This window comes from Pseudomonas sp. WS 5010, assembly GCF_012985565.1.
Taxonomy (GTDB): Bacteria; Pseudomonadota; Gammaproteobacteria; order Pseudomonadales; family Pseudomonadaceae; genus Aquipseudomonas.
Genome location: NZ_JAAQWQ010000004.1, coordinates 246,658 through 265,678, shown reverse-complemented (window position 1 = coordinate 265,678; position 19,021 = coordinate 246,658). Strand labels below are relative to the sequence as shown.

20 protein-coding genes and 1 pseudogene are annotated in these 19,021 nt (G+C 62.5%); 14 read left to right on the top strand and 7 right to left on the bottom strand.

The genetic code is table 11. The features are described 5' to 3' along the window. Positions 1-33 precede the first annotated feature (33 nt). On the top strand, positions 34-777 hold the full coding sequence (locus tag HBO11_RS14330) for a hypothetical protein (RefSeq protein ID WP_169955417.1): 744 nt from the start codon (positions 34-36) through the stop codon (positions 775-777). Between the two features lie 66 nt (positions 778-843). After that, positions 844-1,578 carry a hypothetical protein gene (locus tag HBO11_RS14325; RefSeq protein WP_169955418.1) on the top strand — a complete coding sequence of 245 codons (735 nt, stop codon included), beginning with the start codon at positions 844-846 and terminating at the stop codon, positions 1,576-1,578. A gap of 101 nt (positions 1,579-1,679) precedes the next feature. Here the strand turns inward: HBO11_RS14325 and HBO11_RS14320 are convergent, their stop codons facing one another. Next, complete coding sequence (locus tag HBO11_RS14320) at positions 1,680-2,531, bottom strand: NAD-dependent epimerase/dehydratase family protein (RefSeq protein ID WP_169955419.1); 852 nt, start codon at positions 2,529-2,531, stop codon at positions 1,680-1,682. Between the two features lie 190 nt (positions 2,532-2,721). Between HBO11_RS14320 and exbB the strand changes: the two genes are divergently transcribed. The 6 genes from exbB to HBO11_RS14290 all read left to right on the top strand — a co-directional run bounded on the left by exbB (position 2,722) and on the right by HBO11_RS14290 (position 9,637). Beyond that, entirely contained in the window at positions 2,722-3,735 is a 1,014-nt protein-coding gene (exbB, locus tag HBO11_RS14315) for a tonB-system energizer ExbB (protein ID WP_169955420.1), read from the top strand. Positions 3,736-3,741: 6 nt separating this feature from the next. Continuing rightward, a complete protein-coding gene (exbD, locus tag HBO11_RS14310; protein ID WP_029289838.1) occupies positions 3,742-4,167 on the top strand; it encodes a TonB system transport protein ExbD in 426 nt (141 codons plus the stop codon). Beyond that, the gene (locus HBO11_RS14305; protein ID WP_169955421.1) at positions 4,164-4,910 is read left to right on the top strand and encodes an energy transducer TonB; all 747 of its coding nucleotides are present in this window, start codon (positions 4,164-4,166) and stop codon (positions 4,908-4,910) included. The genes exbD and HBO11_RS14305 overlap by 4 nt, the downstream gene beginning before the upstream one ends. 220 nt (positions 4,911-5,130) lie before the next feature. Then, positions 5,131-6,051 (top strand): hydrogen peroxide-inducible genes activator, encoded by a 921-nt coding sequence (locus HBO11_RS14300; protein WP_169955422.1) that lies wholly within the window; start codon positions 5,131-5,133, stop codon positions 6,049-6,051. Positions 6,052-6,058: 7 nt separating this feature from the next. Further along, positions 6,059-8,134: an ATP-dependent DNA helicase RecG gene (gene recG, locus HBO11_RS14295; RefSeq protein ID WP_057961010.1), complete on the top strand. Its 2,076-nt coding sequence runs from the start codon at positions 6,059-6,061 to the stop codon at positions 8,132-8,134. Positions 8,135-8,236: 102 nt separating this feature from the next. Next, positions 8,237-9,637 carry an aminoacyl-tRNA deacylase and HDOD domain-containing protein gene (locus HBO11_RS14290; RefSeq protein ID WP_170058893.1) on the top strand — a complete coding sequence of 467 codons (1,401 nt, stop codon included), beginning with the start codon at positions 8,237-8,239 and terminating at the stop codon, positions 9,635-9,637. A 122-nt stretch (positions 9,638-9,759) separates the two neighbouring features. On the opposite strand, the gene HBO11_RS14285 is transcribed toward HBO11_RS14290, so the two are convergent. The 4 genes from HBO11_RS14285 to HBO11_RS14270 form a co-directional block, all read right to left on the bottom strand. Further along, on the bottom strand, positions 9,760-10,137 hold the full coding sequence (locus HBO11_RS14285) for a hypothetical protein (protein ID WP_029289848.1): 378 nt from the start codon (positions 10,135-10,137) through the stop codon (positions 9,760-9,762). Between the two features lie 286 nt (positions 10,138-10,423). Then, entirely contained in the window at positions 10,424-10,699 is a 276-nt protein-coding gene (locus HBO11_RS14280) for an HU family DNA-binding protein (RefSeq protein WP_003213368.1), read from the bottom strand. A 190-nt stretch (positions 10,700-10,889) separates the two neighbouring features. Beyond that, a complete protein-coding gene (locus tag HBO11_RS14275) occupies positions 10,890-12,038 on the bottom strand; it encodes an FAD-dependent oxidoreductase (protein WP_169955424.1) in 1,149 nt (382 codons plus the stop codon). Positions 12,039-12,076: 38 nt separating this feature from the next. Further along, complete coding sequence (locus HBO11_RS14270) at positions 12,077-12,244, bottom strand: rubredoxin (RefSeq protein WP_003213373.1); 168 nt, start codon at positions 12,242-12,244, stop codon at positions 12,077-12,079. A 196-nt stretch (positions 12,245-12,440) separates the two neighbouring features. On the opposite strand from HBO11_RS14270, the gene HBO11_RS14265 reads away from it, so the two are divergent. Together HBO11_RS14265 and ubiA are read left to right on the top strand one after the other, a co-directional pair. Continuing rightward, entirely contained in the window at positions 12,441-13,004 is a 564-nt protein-coding gene (locus HBO11_RS14265; RefSeq protein ID WP_169955425.1) for a chorismate lyase, read from the top strand. After that, positions 13,004-13,894 (top strand): 4-hydroxybenzoate octaprenyltransferase, encoded by an 891-nt coding sequence (gene ubiA, locus HBO11_RS14260; RefSeq protein WP_169955426.1) that lies wholly within the window; start codon positions 13,004-13,006, stop codon positions 13,892-13,894. Before HBO11_RS14265 ends, ubiA begins: the two co-directional genes overlap by 1 nt. A gap of 102 nt (positions 13,895-13,996) precedes the next feature. Here ubiA and HBO11_RS14255 read toward each other — a convergent pair whose 3' ends face one another. Continuing rightward, positions 13,997-14,377 carry a hypothetical protein gene (locus HBO11_RS14255; protein ID WP_169955427.1) on the bottom strand — a complete coding sequence of 127 codons (381 nt, stop codon included), beginning with the start codon at positions 14,375-14,377 and terminating at the stop codon, positions 13,997-13,999. Positions 14,378-14,529: 152 nt separating this feature from the next. Here HBO11_RS14255 and phoB point away from each other — a divergent pair, with 152 nt between their 5' ends. The 4 genes and pseudogenes from phoB to HBO11_RS28700 all read left to right on the top strand — a co-directional run. Continuing rightward, positions 14,530-15,219, top strand: a complete 690-nt coding sequence (gene phoB, locus HBO11_RS14250; protein WP_003176964.1) for a phosphate regulon transcriptional regulator PhoB — start codon at positions 14,530-14,532, stop codon at positions 15,217-15,219. 81 nt (positions 15,220-15,300) lie between these two features. Next, positions 15,301-16,587 (top strand): phosphate regulon sensor histidine kinase PhoR, encoded by a 1,287-nt coding sequence (gene phoR, locus HBO11_RS14245; protein WP_187699292.1) that lies wholly within the window; start codon positions 15,301-15,303, stop codon positions 16,585-16,587. Positions 16,588-16,846: 259 nt separating this feature from the next. Then, positions 16,847-18,187, top strand: coding sequence for a hemolysin family protein (locus HBO11_RS14240; RefSeq protein WP_029289929.1), 1,341 nt, complete (start codon positions 16,847-16,849; stop codon positions 18,185-18,187). Positions 18,188-18,211: 24 nt separating this feature from the next. Next, positions 18,212-18,298: pseudogene (locus HBO11_RS28700) on the top strand (outer membrane lipoprotein carrier protein LolA); the annotation flags it as partial. A gap of 6 nt (positions 18,299-18,304) precedes the next feature. On the opposite strand, the gene HBO11_RS14235 reads toward HBO11_RS28700, so the two are convergent. Continuing rightward, positions 18,305-18,985 carry a M23 family metallopeptidase gene (locus HBO11_RS14235; protein ID WP_169955429.1) on the bottom strand — a complete coding sequence of 227 codons (681 nt, stop codon included), beginning with the start codon at positions 18,983-18,985 and terminating at the stop codon, positions 18,305-18,307. Positions 18,986-19,021: the final 36 nt, after the last annotated feature.

Sequence of the window (19,021 nt, the reverse complement as noted above, 5' to 3'; positions counted from 1 at the left end):
GTTGCGCCGACTTCGTTTTAAAAGGATTTCGTAATGCGCAAAGCGCTCGTTGCCTCCACGCTGCTGGCCCTTCTTCTTGGCGGCTGCGCCAGCAGTCCTGCCACCCGGGATGTGAGCGGCACCTGGATCAACCAGGTTGCCATCGATGCGGCGTCCAAGGGCGGCCCTTTGCGTGAAGCCCTGCAAGCCTACGGCCCGAACCTCGAATGGGAGGTCAACACCCGGGCCAACCAGGCGCGCTACTTCAACGGTTTTGAACGCCCTGAAGGCACCCTGGCCGGCGAAAAATCCGGCACCTGGAACGTTGATTTCTACGGCAGCTCGACCACCGAACTCAAGCGCAAGGGCAAACAGCTGCTGCAAGTGGCCAACGACAACGAGCCCGAACAGCTCTTTGATCGCCCCAAGGACCCTGCCCCTGAAGGCGCACCGTTGGGTGCCAACTTCGAACGGGCGCTGTACGCGGCCTACATGGGCGGCAGTTGGAAAATCACCAGCGGCAGCGGCCTGGGCGAGACCGTACAGTTCCAGGCCAACGGCCAGGTTACCGGCCTGCCGGGTGCCGACCAGTATTCACTGTGCCTGGCAGGCGATTGCGCCTCCATGAGCGGTGGCTACGACAGCATCTGGCTGCAACAAGGCGGCCAGGGCAACCCGTGGATCTTCAGTCGCAACGACAAGCAACTGGAGATTTTCCAGGCGATCAATACCTCCCAGGCCGACGAAGTGCCTTCGTTCACCCCTGGGCCGCGCCAGTGGCTGCTGGAAAAACAGTGATACGAAACAAAGGAGCCTACAGGCTCCTTTTTCTTTAGCCAGCAATCCTTTGCCTCGGACTACGCCATGTTCAAACCACTCCTCATTGGCCTGGCCTTGCTGGGCGGCTGCACCCACGTATCGCAACCCGTCGACATCAGCGGGATCTGGATCAACCAGGCCGCCATCGATGCCGCCGCCCAGGGCCGGCCGCTGCTCAACAGCCTGCAAGCCAACGGCAGGAACCTGGAGTGGAATGTCGACACCCGCGCCGGCCAAGCTCATGCCAGCAGTGCCTTTGAGGTAGATGAAGGCCAACTCCTGCCAAAAGCACCTGGCGCATGGACCGTCGATCACAACGGCCATGGCCGTGACGAACTGCAATTAAAGGATCAGCAACTGCTCCAACTGCCTCGCAAGGATCTGCCCGGCCAGGTGTTCCAGCGTGCCCACCCATCGACCACGGAGGGTGCGCAATGGGGGAGTACATTCCGGCAGGCACTGAACTCAGCTTACATGGGTGGCCCGTGGAAAATCCTTGAGGGCGAAGGCGCCGGCGGCACCGTAGTGTTCAATGCGCACGGCAACCTGTCGGGCCTGGGGAAGAATGACCGATACGAATTGTGCCTGGGCGGGGACTGCGCCACTCAGGGCGCCGGCAATGACACCCTGTACCTGGGCAAAGGCGACGCGGGGGATAGTTGGATTTTCGTGCGCAACGGCAACACGCTGGAAATTTTCCAGGCGATCAATCATTCCAGGCCAGACGAAATTCCTCAGTTGAGCCCTGGGCAGCGCCAGTGGCTGCTGGAAAAACAGTAAGACCACTGTGGGAGCTGGCTTGCCTGCAATAGCATCACCTCTGTTTCACTGACACACCGAGCTGCCTGCATCGCAGGCAAGCCCGGCTCCCACAGGAGAGGTCAGCCCTTGAGGATAGCGGCGTAGCCTTCGCGGTAGCTTGGATAGGTTGGCGTCCAGCCCAGCGCCTTGGCTCGCGCATTGCTGCACTGCTTGCTGCCCGCACGCCGCACGCTGGCGTCTTCGGCCCACTCGGTGACCCCAAGGTACTCGCGCAGCCAATCCACGACTTCGGCCAGCGGCGCAGGCGCGTTGTCGACACCGATGTAGACCTTGTCCAACGTACCGCCCTGCTCCACATGCAGCAGCAAAAAGGCCAGCAGCCCTGCCGCATCATCGACGTGGATGCGGTTGCCATATAAAGGTGGTTCAACCGCCACGCGATAGCCTTGGCGCACCTGGCTCAACAACCACTCGCGACCAGGACCATAGATACCGGTCAAGCGTACAGTCGTGGCCGGGATACCGCTGTCCAATGCCACTTGCTCGGCTTCCAGCATCACCTGCCCGGAGTACCCAACGGCCTGGGTGGACGAGGTTTCATCGACCCATTCACCGTTTTGCTGGCCGTAGACGCTGCTACTGGACACAAACAGCAGGTGCTTGGGCTGCTGACCATAGTCATCGAGCCACTCCAGCACATGCTGCAAACCTTCGACATAGGCTTTGCGATAGCCCGCTTCATCGTGGTCGGTCGCAGCCGCGCAGTACACCAGGTAGTCCACGCCACCAATCGGCCAGGTGTCGGGGCAGTCCTTTTTGAACAGGTCGCCGGCAATGCCAATCACCCCTTCCGGCAGGCGCGAGACATTGCGTCGCAGGCCATGCACCTCCCATCCCGCGACCAGCAATTGACTCGCCAGCCGACTACCTACATCACCACAACCGGCAATCACCACAGAAGGCGCAGACATCACAAAACTCCGTTCTCAAAGGTCTAGATTAGCCCTCGCAGGTGACCAGCGGCCAGAAAAAGCACAAATAAAGTTACTGTATTACTTCTGTTAACAAGAATTACTTGCAATAATAACGGCCCATTTGTCCTCGGCCCTTTTGCGGCCTGGCAGGGCAATCCCTTATTTTTTCCTCTCAGGTCCGGCCAGCATGACACGCAATAACCTCCCCGCTTCGCCAACCAAGCCTCACAGCCCGTCCCGCGCCTGGCGCGCGATAACTGCGTTGCTGCTCAGCGTCCTGCTGGCTCCGACCGCCGCGTTCGCCGATGCCACGGCACCGGCCACCCCGCCTGCCGCCGCTGCACCAGCCCCGGCTGCAGCCCCAGCACCTGAGCAAAATGCCGCCGCTCCCGGCGCGCCGGCTGCCGCACCTGCGGCCACCGACCCGGTCGCAGCCGACGGTGTTACCCCGCAAGATGAAACCGGCGTAGTCCTGGAAGAAGACAACACCCTGGGCATGGCCCACGACCTGTCGCCATGGGGCATGTACCAGAACGCCGACATCATCGTGAAGATCGTGATGGTCGGCCTGGCTATCGCCTCGATCATCACCTGGACCATCTGGATCGCCAAAGGCTTCGAACTGCTGGGCGCCAAACGCCGCCTGCGCACTGAAATCGTCAACCTGAAAAAAGCCACCACCCTTAAAGAAGCCAGCGAAAGCGCGGCCATCAAGGGCACCCTGGCGCATCTCTTGGTGCACGACGCGCTGGAAGAAATGCGCCTGTCGGCCAACACCCGCGAAAAGGAAGGCATCAAGGAACGCGTGAGCTTCCGCCTGGAGCGCCTGGTAGCGGCCTGCGGTCGCAACATGAGCAACGGCACCGGCGTGCTGGCAACCATCGGTTCTACCGCACCGTTCGTCGGTCTGTTCGGTACCGTGTGGGGCATCATGAACAGCTTCATCGGCATCGCCAAGACCCAGACCACCAACCTCGCCGTCGTTGCCCCCGGCATCGCCGAAGCCCTGCTGGCAACCGCCCTGGGCCTGGTCGCCGCGATTCCGGCGGTGGTGATCTACAACGTCTTCGCACGCTCGATCGCCGGCTACAAGGCCCAGGTGTCGGATGCTTCGGCAGAAGTCCTGTTGCTGGTCAGCCGTGACCTCGATCACCTGCCTACCGAGCGCAGCTCGCAACCGCACATGGTGAAAGTGGGGTAATCGGCCATGGGCCTGCATTTGAATCAAGGCGACGACGAGCTCGTCGAGAACCACGAAATCAACGTCACGCCGTTTATCGACGTGATGCTGGTGCTGCTGATCATCTTCATGGTGGCAGCACCCTTGGCCACGGTGGACATCAAGGTCGACCTCCCCGCCTCCAGCGCGAAACCCGCGCCGCGGCCGGAGAAACCGGTGTTCCTCAGCGTCAAGGCTGACCAGCGCCTGTTCCTGGGCGAAGAAGAAGTCAAATCCGAAACCCTGGGTGCGGTGCTCGACGCGCGGACCCAGGGCAAGAAAGACACGACGATCTTCTTCCAAGCCGACAAAGGCGTGGACTACGGCGACCTGATGAGCGTGATGGATGCCCTGCGGGCGGCCGGCTACCTCAAGGTCGGTCTGGTCGGACTTGAGACGGCAGCCAAAAAATGATCACGACGCGCCACAAACTGACGCGTTATGGCACCAGCCTCGCCGTCGTGCTGGGCGTCCACGCCGTCGCGATCATCCTCGCGTACCAATGGTCGGCACCCCATATGGTGCAGTTGCCACCGGCGGCCATGGTCATCGACCTGGCGCCGATGCCGGCACCACCGCCTCCGGCCCCGCCGAAGGTGGTGACGCCGCCGCAACCGCCGGCGCCGGTGGAAGAGTTGCCCTTGCCGAAACTGGCCGAGGCACCCAAGCCGACGATTTCCGTGCCCAAGCCGGTCAAGCCAAAGCCCAAGCCGCAGCCGCCCAAGCCTGAGAAAAAGGTCGAGCAGCCCAAGGAAAAACCTTCCGAGGACCCGCCGAGCGAAAGCCCTCAGAACAACGCGCCTTCGGAAAAGTCGGCCCAACCGCAACCCGGCCCTTCGCCGGCGCAAGTCGCGGCCAAGGCCACCTGGGAAAGCACGCTGCTCGGTCACCTGGCGAAATACAAGAAGTACCCGCCAGGCGCCCAGGCCCGTGGCAAGGAAGGCTTGAACCGCTTGCGGTTCGTGGTGGATGCCGAAGGCAAGGTGCTGTCTTATGAATTGGTGGGCCGTTCCGGCAACGCCGACCTGGACCGCGCCACCCTGGAGATGATCCGTCGTGCCCAGCCGCTGCCCAAGCCACCGGCCGACATGTTGAAAAACGGCAGCATCGAAATCGTTGCGCCGTTTGTCTACAACATCGAGAAGCGTCGCCGCTGACCCCTGTGGGAGCGGGCTTGCCCGCGATGACGGTGTAACAGTCAACATCCACAATGACTGACACACCGCCATCGCGAACAAGCCCACCCCCACACAAAGCCGCCAACGCCATTAAGCAAAATCCCCCGCACAAACCGCTCAATCCCCAATCTAGTTCTGATAACGTGCGCCTATCGATTGCAGCCGGTATGCTTGGCCCGCAACCTCATGGACGCCCGCTATGACTCTTACAGAATTACGCTACATCGTGACCCTCGCCCAAGAGCAACACTTCGGCCATGCCGCCGAACGTTGCCATGTCAGCCAGCCGACGCTGTCGGTGGGTGTGAAGAAGCTTGAAGACGAACTCGGTGTGCTGATTTTCGAGCGCAGCAAGAGCGCCGTGCGCCTCACTCCGGTAGGCGAAGGCATTGTGGCCCAGGCCCAGAAGGTACTGGAGCAGGCCCAGAGCATTCGTGAGCTGGCCCAGGCCGGCAAGAACCAGCTGACTGCCCCGCTGAAAGTCGGCGCGATCTACACCGTCGGCCCGTACCTGTTCCCACACCTGATCCCGCAACTGCATCGCGTTGCGCCGCAGATGCCGCTGTATATCGAGGAAAACTTCACCCACGTACTGCGCGACAAACTGCGCAACGGTGAGTTGGACGCGATCATCATCGCCCTGCCGTTCAACGAAGCCGACGTGCTGACGTTGCCACTCTATGACGAGCCGTTCTACGTGCTGATGCCCGCCTCCCACCCGTGGACGCAAAAAGACACGATCGACGCCGGCCTGCTCAACGACAAGAGCCTGCTGCTGCTCGGTGAAGGCCATTGCTTCCGCGACCAAGTGCTGGAAGCCTGCCCGACCCTGACCAAGGGCAACGACGGCGCCAAGCACACCACGGTGGAATCCAGCTCTCTGGAGACCATCCGCCATATGGTGGCGTCTGGCCTGGGCATCTCGATCCTGCCACTGTCGGCCGTGGACAGCCATCACTATGCAGCCGGCGTGATCGAAGTGCGTCCGCTCACCCCACCCGTGCCGTTCCGCACCGTGGCGATTGCCTGGCGGGCCAGTTTCCCGCGCCCGAAAGCGATTGATATCCTCGCCGACTCGATCCGCCTGTGCTCGGTGGCCAAGCCGCCCGCTGCGAGCTAAGCCTTGTATGACTGAGCTGTCGCAGGTGTCGGTGACGGCACTCAAGGGTGTCGGTGAAGCCATGGCCGAGAAGCTGGCCAAGGTCGGCCTGGAAAACCTCCAGGACGTGCTCTTTCACCTGCCCCTGCGCTATCAGGACCGCACCCGCGTAGTGCCCATCGGCCATCTGCGCCCCGGGCAGGACGCGGTGGTCGAAGGCACCGTCAGCGGTGCCGATGTAGTGATGGGCAAGCGCCGCAGCCTGGTGGTGCGCCTGCAGGACGGCACCGGTGGCCTAAGCCTGCGCTTCTACCATTTCAGCAACGCGCAAAAGGAAGGCCTCAAGCGCGGCACTCGCGTGCGTTGCTACGGTGAAGCGCGCCCGGGCGCCTCGGGCCTGGAAATCTACCATCCGGAATACCGCGCCATTACCGGCGACGAACCGCCGCCGGTAGACACCACCCTCACTCCCATCTACCCGCTCACCGAGGGCCTGACGCAACAGCGCCTGCGCCAGCTGTGCATGCAGACCCTGACCCTGCTCGGCCCGCAAAGCCTGCCCGATTGGCTCCCGCAGGAGCTGGCCCGTGACTACCAGTTGGCGCCCCTGGCGGATGCGATTCGCTATCTGCACCATCCACCGGCCGATGCCGATGTCGATGAGCTGGCCCTGGGTCATCACTGGGCCCAGCATCGCCTGGCCTTTGAAGAGTTGCTGACCCACCAACTGTCCCAGCAGCGCCTGCGCGAAAGCATGCGCTCCCTGCGTGCGCCAGCGATGCCCAAAGCCACGCGCCTGCCCGCGCAATACCTGGCCAACCTGGGTTTTGCACCGACTGGCGCGCAGCAACGCGTAGGCAATGAAATCGCCTACGACCTGAGCCAGAAAGAACCCATGCTGCGCCTGATCCAGGGCGATGTTGGCGCCGGCAAGACCGTGGTCGCGGCCCTGGCCGCGCTGCAGGCCCTGGAGGCCGGCTACCAGGTGGCGTTGATGGCACCGACCGAGATCCTCGCCGAGCAGCACTTCATCACCTTCAAGCGCTGGCTCGAACCCCTGGGCCTGGAAGTGGCGTGGTTGGCGGGCAAGCTCAAGGGCAAGAACCGCACGGCCGCCCTGGAACAGATCGCCGCCGGCGCACCGATGGTGGTGGGTACCCACGCGCTGTTCCAGGACGAAGTGAAATTCAAGAACCTGGCCCTGGTGATCATCGACGAACAGCACCGCTTTGGCGTGCAGCAACGCCTGGCCCTGCGCGAAAAGGGCGTGGGCGGGCGGATGAACCCGCACCAGTTGATCATGACGGCCACCCCGATCCCACGCACGTTGGCCATGAGTGCCTACGCCGACCTCGACACCTCGATCCTCGACGAGCTGCCGCCCGGCCGCACCCCGGTCAACACCGTATTGGTCACCGACACCCGCCGCGTCGAAGTCATCGAGCGCGTGCGCGGCGCCTGCGCCGAGGGGCGCCAGGCGTATTGGGTATGCACGCTGATCGAAGAGTCCGAAGAACTGACCTGCCAGGCGGCCGAAACCACCTACGAAGACCTCACCAGCGCCCTGGGCGAGCTCAAGGTCGGGCTGATCCACGGGCGCATGAAGCCTGCGGAAAAAGCCGCAGTGATGGCCGAGTTCAAGGCCGGCAACCTGCAATTGCTGGTCGCCACCACAGTCATCGAAGTCGGCGTGGATGTGCCCAACGCCAGCCTGATGATCATCGAAAACCCCGAGCGCCTGGGCCTGGCGCAACTGCACCAGCTGCGCGGTCGTGTCGGCCGGGGCAGTGCCGCCAGCCACTGTGTGCTGCTCTACCATCCGCCGCTGTCGCAGATTGGCCGCCAGCGCCTGGGGATCATGCGCGAGACCAACGACGGCTTCGTGATCGCCGAAAAAGACCTGGAACTGCGCGGCCCCGGCGAAATGCTCGGCACCCGCCAGACCGGCCTGCTGCAATTTAAAGTGGCCGACCTGATGCGCGACGCCGACCTGCTGCCCGCCGTGCGCGACGCCGCCCAGGCCCTGCTGGAACGCTGGCCGCACCACGTCAGCCCGCTGCTGGATCGCTGGCTGCGCCACGGCCAGCAATACGGCCAGGTCTGACAGACCGCCGATAGCCGACACCATCACAAACCGCAGTTAGACACCCCCCCGCCGAACCAAGCTGGTTATACTCCAAGCAAATGTAGGAAATTGGATCCGGCCATGTCAGAAGTTGCCCACGCCACAGCCCCGCCGACCGCACCCTCGGTCATTCGGGACCTGCTCGCGAAACTCGCCATCAGCTACACGGAAGTCACCGAACACCCCGGCCTTAACCCGGCCCGAAAGGTTCAAGCGGTACTGCTCGATGACGCGGTGGGCGCCCTGATGGTGCTGTTCCCCCAGAGCCAGTTGCTGGATCTCAATCGCCTTACCGAACTGACCGGGCGCAACCTCACCGCCGTCGCACCGGAGCGCCTGGAGCGCATGCTCGGCAAACACAGCCTGAGCCTGCTGCCCGGCCTGCCGCCGTTGACCAGCTCGCCATGCCTGTATGAAGAATGCCTGCTGCGCGAGCCGACCCTGCTGGTGCACTCGGGCGAAGCCACGGTGCTGCTGGAAATCGCCAGCGATGACTTCAAGCGCATGCTGAGCAAAGCCAGCGCCGCCAACTTCGGCGAGCCCTTGAGCAGCATCCGGCCCAACTTCGATCGCCCTAACGATGACCGCGACGAAATCTCCCAGGCCATGCAGGCGTTTACCGCCCGCCGCATCCAGCAAAGGCTGGAAGCCACCATCGAGATTCCGCCGCTGGCCGACACCGCGCAGAAGATCATCAAGCTGCGGGTTGACCCGAACGCGACCATCGACGACATCACCGGCGTGGTCGAGACCGACCCGGCCCTGGCCGCGCAAGTGGTGAGCTGGGCGGCATCGCCGTACTACGCCTCGCCGGGCAAGATCCGTTCGGTAGAGGATGCGATTGTGCGCGTGCTGGGCTTCGACCTGGTGATCAACCTGGCCCTGGGCCTGGCGCTGGGCAAGACCCTGAGCCTGCCCAAGGACCATCCGCAACAGGCCACGCCCTACTGGCACCAGTCGATCTACACCGCTGCGGTGATCGAAGGCCTGACCCGCGCCATGCCCCGCGCCCAGCGTCCGGAGGCCGGCCTGACCTACCTGGCGGGCCTGCTGCACAACTTTGGTTACCTGTTACTGGCCCACGTCTTCCCACCGCACTTCTCACTGATCTGCCGGCACCTGGAGGTCAACCCGCACCTGTGCCACAGCTATATCGAGCAGCACTTGCTGGGCATCAGCCGCGAACAGATCGGCGCCTGGCTGATGCGTTACTGGGATATGCCGCAAGAGCTGTCCACGGCCCTGCGCTTCCAGCACGACCCGAGCTACGACGGCCAATACGCCGAATACCCGAACCTGGTATGCCTGGCGGTGCGTTTGCTGCGCGGGCGGGGGATTGGTTCCGGGCCTGAGGCCGAGATTCCGGACGAGCTGCTGGAGCGCCTGGGTCTGAGCCGCGACAAGGCTGAGGACGTGGTGAGCAAGGTGCTCGATGCTGAGGTGTTATTGCGCGAACTGGCGTCGCAGTTCAGCCAGGGGTAAAGCTGGTGCCTGTTGTACCGCTATCGCAGGCAAGCCAGCTCCCACATTTTGAGTGCATTCCAGCGTTGGAACTCGGTCAAAAGTGGGAGCTGGCTTGCCTGCGATGAATGCAACTCGGTCTTTCAGGCCTTCTTTTTCTTCGGCTTCAAATACTTGGTCAAGCCCTGGAACCACATCACCAGGGCCGGGTTGCCCTTGATCTGGATCGACTTGTCCTGAATCCCCGTCATAAACGCCAGTTGCTTGTTCTTCGCCTGCATCGTGGCGAAGCCATAGGCGGCGTCTTTGAAGGCGATGGCGAACGCAGGCTCCGGGTGTACGCCCGAGCGGCTGGTGATGCGCTGGTCTTTGACGATGAAGTGGCGGGCGACCTTGCCGTCGAGGGTCTGCAGCTGGAATGCCAGGTCTTTGTCACCCAACTGCTGCTGGAACGCGGGGTTGTTGCGGCTGGCTTTGGCCATCATCAGGCCCAGCACCCACAGGAGAAAACGAAATTTCATGCACACGGCCTCAGTGTAATTATTGGGTGGCCGCAGCAGTTTAACGATTTGCGCGCGGAACGCCACCGATCTCCCGCGTTAGCCGGAGATCGGCTGGCGTTTACCGCTTATAGCAACAACTTGGCTTAAACGTCAGGGCAAGGCATCGGTGCCCAGTCGGTCACTCCAAGCGCCACCCACACAACCGTCGTGGCCCAAGAACGCGCCCCAACAAAAATGGGCACCCGACCCAGTCGGCGTGCCCATTTTTCATACCTCTACGCCTCCCTTCGAGGCGGTGCCGCGCTTACGGGTTGACGCTGTCTTTAAGCGACTTGCCCGGTTTGAACGCTACGGTGTTGCTCGCCTTGATTTTCACCGGCTCGCCGGTTTGCGGGTTTTTGCCGGTGCGGGCGCCACGGTGGCGCTGCAGGAAGGTGCCGAAACCAACCAGGGTGACGCTGTCCTTGCGGTGCAAGGCGCCAGTGATTTCTTCAAGAACGGCGTTGAGGACGCGGTTGGCCTGTTCTTTGGTCAGGTCTGCTTTTTCTGCAATGGCGGCTGCGAGTTCTGGTTTACGCATAGGTGAAGCCTCTTTGACGGTTTTTTGTTGTTATGTCCGTGCTGCTCTCTGCTGGAGCAGCGCCAAGGCGCCGCAGGCTCTACTCTGCGGCAGACGGGAGTGAGGATGGCATGCCATTGGTGCCTGCGCCAGTCTCGCGGCGACCTTTCTAGGGGGAAAAAGGTGCTTATTCCGACAGAACGACCAGCATTTACGCCAGCAGAGGCGGAAGTTCCTTATTCAGGGCCAGTTTTTCCATGACTGCCGTACCGGTAAGCGCATAGCCCAGCAGGCGACCGCTGGCATCGCGGCACAAGGCCTTGATGTCGCCGCCCTGCCCTTCGACACTCCACACGCCTTCAGTGCCCCGTGGCGGTGGTGAGACCACCAGTGGGCACGCCGGGGTTTTCACCGTGACCGGCATCGGCCCGTAGTTGACCGCCGTGGCGTTGCCCGCCAGGGTCTGGGCCAGGGCGCGGGCGCAGCTCATCAGGGGCATGACGTACAACAGGTTCAGGCCATCGACCTCGGCGCAGTCGCCCAGGGCGTAGATATTGGCGTGGGAGGTCTTGAGGTGGCGGTCGACCATGATCCCACGGCTGATTTGCAGGCCGGCCGCAGCCGCCAGGTCCACCCGGGGGCGCAGGCCGATGGCGGAAACCACAAGGTCGCAATCAATCACCGTGCCATCGGACAGGTGGGCCTCCAGGCCGTCAGCCGTGCGTTGCAGGCGGTTAAGCACCGGGCCCAGGTGGAAGCGTGCGCCCAGGCCTTCCAACCCGGCCTGCACCGCTGCAGCCGCCGCCGGGTGCAGCAGGGTCGGCATGACTTGCTCGCACGGTGCCACCAGGTCGATGGTGTAGCCACCCAGGATCAGGTCGTTGGCAAATTCACAGCCGATCAGGCCCGCACCCAATAGCAACACCCGGCGCTTGCCGACAGCGGCGTGGCGAAAGCGCGCGTAGTCTTCCAGGTCGTTGATCGGGAAAATCAATTCAGCGGCATCGCCCTCGACGGGCACCTGCACAGTCTGGGCACCCCAGGCCAGGATCAGGTCGCGGTAGGCCACCGCCTCCTCGCCGATCCACAGGCGCTTATGCCCAGGGTCGATCCCACTGATTCGGGTATGGGTGCGCACCTCGGCCTTGAGTTGCTCGGCCATGGCGCCAGGGGTCGCCATGCTCAGGCCATCGGCATCCTTGTTTTTGCCAAAACCGGTGGAGAGCATGGGCTTGGAGTAGGAACGCCCATCATCCGCGGTGATCAGCAACAGCGGGGTTTCGCTGTCGAGCTTGCGAAACTCCCGAGCCAGGTTGTAACCGGCCAAGCCCGTACCGATGATCACGACAGGTGCGCTCATTCCATTCTCCTTGTAGTGCATTTCTTAAATTCAGCGAATCAACCGATTTCGATCATTTCAAAATCCATTTTGCCGACGCCGCAGTCCGGGCACAGCCAGTCTTCCGGGACGTCCTGCCACAGGGTACCTGGGGCGATCCCGTCATCCGGCCAACCGTCCTTCTCGTCATAGATCAGGCCACAGACTACACATTGCCACTTCTTCATTACTTGCTTCCTCAGGGTCCAGGCTTACTGGCCGACGGTCGATAGATCCAGCATTGCCGTGCGGCTCAGGGCGTTTTGTACTGATCGGGGCGCCCAGATGCAAGCATGTTCGACCCAATGTCCCGGCACACGCCGGCAACAATCCAGGCTGCCATGGTAAGCTCGGCGCCTCATTAACTGCCAATAATGACTCCCCGTGCCGCATTCGATTGCCGTTCCCGATGCCTGCCAATGGCTGAACCAGAGCCTTCTGCGCCCTCTGCCCGCCCCCCCTGCCCTTGACTGGCTGTTCGATGAAGGCTCGCTGACGCGCCGCCTGACGCACCTGTCCAACGATGGTTTCAGTGTTACGCCGCTGTACGAAGGCTGGCAGCCCCTGCGAGACGACGAATGCGCCGCCCTCGACCTGCCAGCGGCCAGTATTGGCTGGGTACGCGAGGTGTATTTGCGCGGTCACGGCCAGGCCTGGGTGTTCGCCCGCAGCGTGGCGGCGCGCAGTGCCTTGCAGGGCGATGGCTTGCATATGGATGAGTTGGGCAGTCGTTCCCTGGGCGAGTTGCTGTTTTGTGACCAGGCCTTCACCCGCCAGGCCATCGAGGTCTGCCACTACCCACGCGCCTGGCTGCCGCAGGCCGATCAGGCCAATGGCTTGTGGGCGCGGCGCTCGCGCTTTGATCGCGGCGCGTTGAGCGTGTTGGTGGCGGAAGTGTTCCTGCCGAGCCTGTGGCAAGCCGTGCAGCAATCTGCGGAGGATTGCTGATGTACCAGCGCCTGCTCCAATCCCTGAACCGCTTGAACCCACGGGCCTGGGACTTTGTGCAACTGACGCGGATGGACAAGCCCATCGGCATCTATCTGCTGCTGTGGCCCACCCTGTGGGCACTGTGGATTGCCGGCAAGGGCTCGCCATCGTTGAGCAATATCGTGATTTTTGTGTTGGGCGTGACCCTGACCCGGGCGGCGGGCTGCGTGATCAATGACTGGGCTGACCGCAAGGTCGACGGCCATGTGAAGCGCACCGCGCAACGCCCGTTGGCCAGCGGCAAGATCAGCTCCAAAGAGGCCCTGGTGTTCTTTGCGGTGCTGATGGCCATCAGCTTTTTGCTGGTGCTGCTGACCAATGCCGCCACCATCTGGCTGTCCCTGGGCGGCCTGGCCCTGGCCGTCAGCTACCCCTTCATGAAGCGCTACACCTATTACCCGCAAGTGGTGCTCGGCGCGGCGTTTTCCTGGGGCATGCCCATGGCGTTTACCGCCGAGACCGGCAGCCTGCCGGCCATTGCGTGGCTGCTGTATATCGCCAACCTGCTGTGGACCGTGGCCTACGACACCTACTACGCCATGACCGACCGCGATGACGATCTGAAAATCGGCGTCAAATCCACCGCGATCCTGTTTGGCGATGCCGACCGGATCATCATCCTTACCTTGCAGGGGCTGGCGCTGCTTTGCCTGCTACTGGCGGGCTCACGCTTCGAACTGGGCGGCTGGTTCCACCTGGGGCTGGTGGCGGCGGCGGGGTGTTTTGCCTGGGAGTTCTGGTACACCCGGGATCGGGACCGGTTGAAGTGCTTCAAGGCGTTTTTGCACAACCATTGGGCAGGGTTGGCGATTTTTCTCGGGATTGTGGCCGACTACGCCTTCCGATAATGCCCTGTAGCTTGTAGGAGCCGGCTTGCCGGCGTTGAGGCCAGCAGCCCTGCGGTGATTTCAGGGCCGCCATCGCCGGCAAGCCGGCTCCTACAGGGGAGTTCAGGGCTTGGCGACCTTCCAGGCGCCGTCCATTTTGCCGTCGCCGGTCGCATCGCCGGCCTTCTTGTCGGCGATGAAGGTATACAGCGGCTTGCCGTCATAGGCCCATTGGCTGGTGTTGTCGTCACGGGTGATGACGGTCCACTTGCCCATCGGTTTATCGGTGGACTCGGCCTTCAACGGCGGCCAGTTGGTGGCGCACTTGTCGTTGCAGTTGGACTTGCCGTCGGCATCCTTGGCAAAGGTATAGAGCGCCATGCCCTTGTGGTCCACCAACATCCCGTCTTTAGTCATGGCTGGGTCCGCCGCGACAGCCAGTGTCGGCAGCGTCAACGCCGCCGTGACCAGCAGGGCTTTCCAAGAAAAAATACCTTGAGTCATCAGAACCTTCCTTTTGCGGTTGTCAGGATTCGGACTCAAAGCGTAGTTCAGGACTAGGCCGATTGCGCAGGCCAGTAAAATACTGTCACACGACTGCAATAATTCCGTTATCTAATGCGGCGCAAGACAGTTAAATGACAAGAGGACTTAGCATGGTTGGCAGGAGCATTCTGATCGTTGACGACGAAGCGCCCATTCGCGAAATGATCGCCGTTGCGTTGGAAATGGCCGGCTATGACTGCCTGGAGGCAGAGAACTCCCAGCAGGCCCACGCCATTATCGTCGACCGCAAGCCGGACCTGATCCTGCTGGACTGGATGCTGCCCGGCACCTCTGGCATCGAGCTGGCCCGGCGCCTCAAGCGCGATGAGCTGACCGGGGATATCCCGATCATCATGCTCACCGCCAAGGGCGAAGAGGACAACAAGATCCAGGGCCTGGAAGTCGGCGCCGATGACTACATCACCAAGCCGTTTTCCCCACGGGAACTGGTCGCACGTCTGAAGGCCGTGCTGCGCCGCGCCGGCCCGACCGATGGCGAGGCGCCGATTGAAGTCGGCGGCCTGCTGCTGGACCCGATCAGCCACCGCGTGACCATCGACGGCAAGCCTGCCGAAATGGGCCCCACCGAATACCGCCTGTTGCAGTTCTTCATGACCCACCAGGAACGCGCCTATACCCGTGGGCAATTGCTGGACCAGGTGTGGGGCGGCAATGTGTATGTCGAGGAGCGCACCGTGGACGTGCATATCCGCCGCCTGCGCAAAGCCTTGGGCGATGCCTACGAGAATCTGGTACAAACCGTGCGCGGTACCGGCTATCGGTTTTCCACCAAAGGCTGAGCCAGCCCTTCCCAGACTTAACAGCCGACAAGGACGCATGTTCAAGTGAACCAAAACTGGCATGGCACCCTGATCCGCCACATGCTCCTGCTGGTCACCGGCTGCCTGTTGATCGGCCTGATCAGCGGCTACTACGGCTGGAGCCTGGCCATCGGCCTGGGCCTCTACCTGGGCTGGACCCTCAAGCAATTGCTGCGCCTGCACGAGTGGCTGCGCCAGCACAAACCCGACGAAGCACCACCCGACGGCTACGGCCTGTGGGGCGAGGTGTTCGACAGCATCTATCACCTGCAACGCCGCGACCAGCGGGTGCGGGGCCGCCTGCAAGCGGTGATCGACCGGGTCCAGGAGTCGACGGCCGCGCTCAAGGACGCGGTGATCATGCTCGACAGCGACGGCAACCTGGAATGGTGGAACCGCGCCGCCGAGACCCTGCTGGGCCTCAAGACGCCCCAGGACAGCGGCCAGCCGGTGACCAACCTGGTACGCCATCCGCGTTTCAAGGAATACTTCGAGCAGGATAACTACGAGGAAGCCCTGGAAATCCCGTCGCCCACCAACGACCGGGTGCGCATCCAGCTGTACCTCACGCGCTATGGCAACAATGAACACTTGATGCTGGTGCGCGACGTCACCCGCATCCATCAGTTGGAACAGATGCGCAAGGATTTCGTCGCCAACGTCTCCCACGAATTGCGTACGCCGCTGACGGTGATCTGTGGCTACCTGGAGACGCTGCTGGACAACGTCGAAGGCGTCAACCCGCGCTGGAACCGTGCCTTGCAGCAGATGCAGCAACAGGGCTCACGCATGCAGACCCTGCTCAACGACCTGCTGCTGCTGGCCAAGCTGGAAGCCACCGACTACCCCTCGGACAACCACCCGGTGGCCGTACAGAGCCTGCTGCAGACCATCAAAAACGATGCCCAGGCCCTGTCCGGCGAGCGCGGCCAGATCATTACCCTGGAAGCCGACCCGTCGGTGCTGCTCAAGGGCAGCGAGGGCGAATTGCGCAGTGCTTTTTCCAACCTGGTGTTCAACGCTGTGAAGTACACCCAGGACAAAGGCACGATCCGCATCCGATGGTGGGCCGATCAGCAGGGGGCGCACCTGAGCGTGCAGGATTCGGGGATTGGTATCGACAGCAAACACCTGCCACGCCTGACCGAGCGTTTCTACCGCGTCGACTCCAGCCGCAACTCCAACACCGGCGGTACGGGGCTGGGCTTGGCGATCGTCAAGCACGTGCTGTTGCGCCATCGGGCCCGCCTGGAAATCAGCAGCGTCCTGGGCCACGGCAGCACCTTTACCTGCCACTTTGCGCCGACGCAGGTCAGTCGTTCGCAAGCAATCGCGACGAAGGATTAATCTGAAAATAACCCCCACCCTCCTGTAGGAGCTGGCTTGCCTGCGATAGCATCACCTCGGTGCATCTGTAAGACTTAGGCGCCTGCATCGCAGGCAAGCCAGCTCCCACATAAGCCCAATGCAGCAGGCATTCACTGATCCGCCCGGCAGCCGCCACTAGGCAAGCGCCCCTTCAGCCGCTACATTGCCTGACTTGTGCCCGCCCTTGAGGCACAGCCATCACCCCTTTTTGAATACACGGAACCCGCAAAACCCCATCATGGACCCTTCCCCTGGTATCACCCTCGCGACACTCTTCGCCGATTTCGGCATGATTCTTTTTGCACTGATCCTGGTACTGCTCAACGGTTTCTTCGTTGCGGCGGAATTTGCCATGGTCAAACTGCGCTCCACCCGGGTCGAGGCCATCGCCCACACCAACGGCTGGCGCGGGCAGATCCTGCGCACCGTACACAGCCAGCTCGACGCGTATCTGTCGGCCTGTCAGTTGGGTATCACCCTCGCCTCCCTGGGCTTGGGCTGGGTCGGTGAGCCGGCTTTTGCGCACATCCTGGAGCCGTTGCTGGGGGCCATGGGCGTCGAGTCGCCTGAAGTCATCAAGGGCGTGTCGTTCTTCGCCGCCTTCTTCGTGATTTCCTACCTGCACATCGTGGTCGGTGAGCTGGCGCCCAAGTCCTGGGCCATTCGCAAGCCCGAGCTGCTGTCGCTGTGGACGGCGGTGCCGTTGTACCTGTTCTACTGGGCGATGTACCCGGCAATCTACCTGCTCAACGCCAGCGCCAACGCGATCCTGCGCATCGCCGGCCAGGGCGAGCCCGGCCCCCATCACGAGCACCATTACAGCCGCGAAGAACTCAAGCTGATCCTGCACTCCAGCCGTGGCCAGGACCCAAGCGACCAAGGCATGCGCGTGCTGGCCTCGGCCGTGGAAATGGGCGAGCTGGAAGTAGTGGACTGGGCCAACTCGCGGGAAGACCTGGTGACCCTGGACTTCAACGCGCCGCTCAAGGAAATCCTCGCGCTGTTCCGCCGCCACAAATTCAGTCGCTACCCGGTGTACGACCCGGTGCGTGGTGAATTTGTCGGCCTGCTGCACATCAAGGATCTGCTGCTGGAACTGGCGGCCCTGGATCATATTCCCGAGTCGTTCAACCTGGCCGAGCTGACCCGCCCGCTGGAGCGCGTGTCGCGGCACATGCCGCTGTCGCAATTGCTCGAACAGTTCCGCAAGGGCGGCGCGCACTTTGCCCTGGTAGAGGAAGCCGACGGCAACATCATCGGCTACCTGACCATGGAAGACGTGCTGGAAGTGCTGGTGGGCGATATCCAGGACGAACACCGCAAGGCCGAGCGCGGCATCCTCGCCTACCAGCCGGGCAAACTGCTGGTGCGTGGTGACACGCCGCTGTTCAAGATCGAGCGCCTGCTGGGCATCGACCTGGACCACATCGAGGCCGAAACCCTCGCTGGCTTGATCTACGACACCCTCAACCGAGTGCCGGAAGAGGAAGAAGTGCTGGAAGTGGAAGGCCTGCGGATCATCATCAAGAAGATGAAAGGCCCGAAAATCGTGCTGGCCAAGGTCCTGATGCTCGACTAGAGCACACCCCCTGTAGGAGCGAGCTTGCTCGCGAAGGACGTTAACGATAACGCTGGGATCCTGACACCCGGCAGCGCCCTCAGGTTTTTCGCGAGCAAGCTCGCTCCTACAAAAGCCTTACCGCGTGCCCGACGCAAAGTTGGGCAGGGCCTGTACCGGCTGCGTGAACTCATACGGAATCGACACCCACCCCGCCCCCGTATCGCGCTGCACCACAAAATGCAGGTGTGGCCCGCTGCTGTTGCCGGTATTGCCCGACTGCCCCAGCGGGCTGCCCACCCCCACGTGCTGCCCATCCCTGACGCTGAGCGACCCCCGCTTGAGGTGCAGATACACGCCCTGGGTGCCGTCATCGTGCAACACCCGCACGAAGTTGCCCGACGGGTCACTGCCGCGCCCGGATTGGTTGTTCTCGGTCTTCACCACCAAGCCACTCCGCGCAGCGATGATCGGCGTGCCCTCGGGCATGGCGATATCCATGGCGTAGCGACTCTTGACGTCAGAATGACTGAATGTGCCGCCAGGCCCCTGGGTCAGGCGGAAAGGCCCGCCACGCCAGGGCAAGGGGTAGCGCTGGAACTGCGCCGGCCGCAAGTTGCGCCGCGGCTGGGGATCAAGCACCTGGCGCTTCACCGGTACCACCCGCCGTTCCTGGAACACAAACGCCTGGGCGCCGGGGGTCTTCTGCTCGCTGAAAAACACCACGCCACGGGCATCGGTGGAACGATAGAGGGTCATGGCCAGGGTCGATGAAGCGACCGCGCACAGGCCACAAAACAACATAAAACGCACAAGCATCGGATAAACCTGCCGGGTATGACTGAACGGCAGGCT

Excerpts from the sequence above, each read along its gene's own strand:
- HBO11_RS14300 (WP_169955422.1), top strand. The coding sequence starts at position 5,131 with ATGACTCTTACAGAATTACGCTACATCGTGACCCTCGCCCAAGAGCAA.
- HBO11_RS14240 (WP_029289929.1), top strand. The coding sequence starts at position 16,847 with ATGGACCCTTCCCCTGGTATCACCCTCGCGACACTCTTCGCCGATTTC.
- HBO11_RS14330 (WP_169955417.1), top strand. The coding sequence starts at position 34 with ATGCGCAAAGCGCTCGTTGCCTCCACGCTGCTGGCCCTTCTTCTTGGC.
- HBO11_RS14285 (WP_029289848.1), bottom strand. The coding sequence starts at position 10,137 with ATGAAATTTCGTTTTCTCCTGTGGGTGCTGGGCCTGATGATGGCCAAA.
- HBO11_RS14270 (WP_003213373.1), bottom strand. The coding sequence starts at position 12,244 with ATGAAGAAGTGGCAATGTGTAGTCTGTGGCCTGATCTATGACGAGAAG.
- ubiA (WP_169955426.1), top strand. The coding sequence starts at position 13,004 with ATGTACCAGCGCCTGCTCCAATCCCTGAACCGCTTGAACCCACGGGCC.
- exbB (WP_169955420.1), top strand. The coding sequence starts at position 2,722 with ATGACACGCAATAACCTCCCCGCTTCGCCAACCAAGCCTCACAGCCCG.
- HBO11_RS14290 (WP_170058893.1), top strand. The coding sequence starts at position 8,237 with ATGTCAGAAGTTGCCCACGCCACAGCCCCGCCGACCGCACCCTCGGTC.
- HBO11_RS14235 (WP_169955429.1), bottom strand. The coding sequence starts at position 18,985 with ATGCTTGTGCGTTTTATGTTGTTTTGTGGCCTGTGCGCGGTCGCTTCA.
- HBO11_RS14255 (WP_169955427.1), bottom strand. The coding sequence starts at position 14,377 with ATGACTCAAGGTATTTTTTCTTGGAAAGCCCTGCTGGTCACGGCGGCG.
- HBO11_RS14320 (WP_169955419.1), bottom strand. The coding sequence starts at position 2,531 with ATGTCTGCGCCTTCTGTGGTGATTGCCGGTTGTGGTGATGTAGGTAGT.
- HBO11_RS14305 (WP_169955421.1), top strand. The coding sequence starts at position 4,164 with ATGATCACGACGCGCCACAAACTGACGCGTTATGGCACCAGCCTCGCC.
- phoB (WP_003176964.1), top strand. The coding sequence starts at position 14,530 with ATGGTTGGCAGGAGCATTCTGATCGTTGACGACGAAGCGCCCATTCGC.
- HBO11_RS14280 (WP_003213368.1), bottom strand. The coding sequence starts at position 10,699 with ATGCGTAAACCAGAACTCGCAGCCGCCATTGCAGAAAAAGCAGACCTG.
- phoR (WP_187699292.1), top strand. The coding sequence starts at position 15,301 with ATGCTCCTGCTGGTCACCGGCTGCCTGTTGATCGGCCTGATCAGCGGC.
- HBO11_RS14275 (WP_169955424.1), bottom strand. The coding sequence starts at position 12,038 with ATGAGCGCACCTGTCGTGATCATCGGTACGGGCTTGGCCGGTTACAAC.
- HBO11_RS14325 (WP_169955418.1), top strand. The coding sequence starts at position 844 with ATGTTCAAACCACTCCTCATTGGCCTGGCCTTGCTGGGCGGCTGCACC.
- recG (WP_057961010.1), top strand. The coding sequence starts at position 6,059 with ATGACTGAGCTGTCGCAGGTGTCGGTGACGGCACTCAAGGGTGTCGGT.
- exbD (WP_029289838.1), top strand. The coding sequence starts at position 3,742 with ATGGGCCTGCATTTGAATCAAGGCGACGACGAGCTCGTCGAGAACCAC.